Source organism: Thiocapsa marina 5811, assembly GCF_000223985.1.
GTDB lineage: Bacteria > Pseudomonadota > Gammaproteobacteria > Chromatiales > Chromatiaceae > Thiocapsa > Thiocapsa marina.
Window position 1 is genome coordinate 1 of record NZ_AFWV01000043.1, and the last position, 2,274, is coordinate 2,274.

Below are 2,274 nucleotides of genomic sequence, written 5' to 3' on the forward strand. Positions count from 1 at the left end.
CTGGCGCGGCCAATCCATTCCAATAAATGCCGCATACCGCACCGGGCGCGGTTTAAGCGGTTGAACGGCGCGCGATCTAAAGCAACGCGGCGTGCAGTTGTGCGGCCTGGAGCGTGTTCTCGAGCAGACTGGCGATGGTCATGGGGCCTACGCCGCCGGGCACCGGGGTGATCCAGGAGGCGCGTTCGGAGCAGGGGCCGAAATCCAGGTCGCCGACCAGCGTGCCTTCCGCGGTGCGGTTGATGCCGACATCGATCAGGATTGCACCTTCCTTGACCCAGTCGCCCGGGATGAAGCGCGGGCGTCCGAGCGCGGCGACCAGGATGTCGGCGCTGCGGGCCTTCTCGGCGCGGGGGAGCAGGGGGTCAAGTCTTGAAATCACGCAATGCGAAGTGCGAGGAGCATGGGGTCAAGAGCATGGGGGGAAAACCGGGACAGACCAGAATGGCACTAACTTAAGCGAAAATCTTCGCAAAAACAGTCTGTCATGATCGGAATCCGCGACACGGAAGCGGCGCTCAACGCTGTTTCTTGGGGTGGCCATGTTCGCGGACCTCCTCCCGGGCGATCTTCCGCGGCTTGGTCAACAGCGGGTAGCTTTTCAGGCGCCGCTTCAAGGCGCGCGGCTCGATTCGACCGGCTCGTCGACCCACGCGGGGTTCGGCCATCATGACCAACAAGGCATGGATGCAGACGCTGTCGCGGGTGCCGCCGCGCTGCAGTACGCACCCCCATATCTGCACGACATGCTTGAAGCTGAGCTGGCGCGGGATCTGGTCCGCCACCAGAGCGGCCTGCGCCATCAAGAGCCGGATCAGAGTGTAGGCCAAGAGGTAGACCCACAGTTCCTTGAGCGCCATCGCCGGGGTTTTGCAGCGCAGATGCTCCATGCCGAGCGTGGTCTTGAGGTTTCGCAGATCCAGCTCGACGTGCCAGCGCTGCCGGTACAGCACCTTGAGCATGGACTTGGGAGTCGCCTTCGGGCAGAGCAGCGTAGTGACCATGATCTTGCCGCCGGCCTGGAACTCGCGCACCGTCAGGGTCGCCGGGGCGCAAGCGTATTCCTCGGGGCTCATCCAGTCCGGTCGCTTCTTCGGCTTGGTCAGCACGATCAGGTGATCGCGCGCGCCGAGCCGCTCGCCGAGGCGGAAATCGGTGCTGCGCTTGCGCGCCCCGTGTTGCTCGAACAGCCCGTCCACGCCGCGGCGCACCAGCTCGCAGAGCAGAAAATAGGTCGCGTAGAAGGCGTCGCCGAGGAGGATCTCCCCGCTTTGCAGGCTGTCGAGCAGCTCGCGCAGCAGCGTCTGCTCGTCGCTCCCCTTTCCCGCACAGGGGCCGAGCGCGGCATCGAGTACCGCCCCGGTCGCCAAACACACCAAGGCCACCAACCGTGCGATCGGAAAGCCCAGGCCGGCCTTCTGACTGGCAGGCTGCGGATACTTGGCCTGGTTCTGCGGGGTATCGGACAAGGTCACCGTCGCGCCGTCGACCAGGCGCACCCGTCGCCCCTGCCACAGCCACCAGCCGGGCGCAGCCTTCGTCACCAACCCCGCGGCCTCGCGCGCCAGCGTCGCGATCATCGGCAACGGCAGGCGCGCCCGGGCTTGGCAATAGGCACTGGTATTGGTCGCGAGGGGCGCGTCGCCGTCGAGCGCGCGCCGCACCGCCGCGGCGTTGACCACGGCACGGCAACTGCCGTCCGCCGAGAGCGCTTGGGTCATGAACATCGCCAGGGTCTCGGTCGGGGAATACACCCGCTCGCGAAACGGCGGCTGGAGCGCTTCGCCCCGGTCGAGCAGCTGCGGAGCGGTCAACAGATCGAAGAATCCGCCGACATCGGTGTCGGCGATATGGGCAAGGACGCGTTGCCGTTGCGCGGCGGGCTGGTTAGGATGCATGGGGGCTGCCGTCCGAGGTGGTGAGTTGGCTTTGGCGAGTTCAGCCTATCACCTTGGCAGCCCTTCTCCCCAGCTTTTTCAAAACCTTGGGCTTGCCTCCTCGCTTATCTTAGTGCCATTCGGGACAGACCACGTTATTTCCGAATAGCGTCAAACTGACTGAAAAATTGTCTAACAACGGCCTCAGCCCGACCGCGGCCAGTGCGTCGAAATCCGTGCGCCCGGCTGAGTGCGGTCAGCGATTTTGATGGTTTCGCGATCAAGTTGCGTGATGGGGGTCGGCGAAGCGCTCCCCCGGTCTCGCGCGGCCGGGGTGTGGGCCGGCGGCGCGAGGTGGATCCAGCGCGGTGGCGGGACTCAGAACAACAGGGGGATC

1 protein-coding gene and 1 pseudogene are annotated in these 2,274 nt (G+C 65.4%); both read right to left on the reverse strand.

Translation table 11 applies throughout. The annotated features are described in order from the left end of the window. Nucleotides 1-76: 76 nt before the first annotated feature. A pseudogene (locus THIMADRAFT_RS24130) lies at nucleotides 77-349 on the reverse strand (bifunctional 5,10-methylene-tetrahydrofolate dehydrogenase/ 5,10-methylene-tetrahydrofolate cyclohydrolase); the annotation flags it as partial. A 169-nt stretch (nucleotides 350-518) separates the two neighbouring features. Further along, on the reverse strand, nucleotides 519-1,898 hold the full coding sequence (locus THIMADRAFT_RS24135) for an IS4 family transposase (RefSeq protein ID WP_007195763.1): 1,380 nt from the start codon (nucleotides 1,896-1,898) through the stop codon (nucleotides 519-521). Between the last annotated feature and the right edge of the window lie 376 nt (nucleotides 1,899-2,274).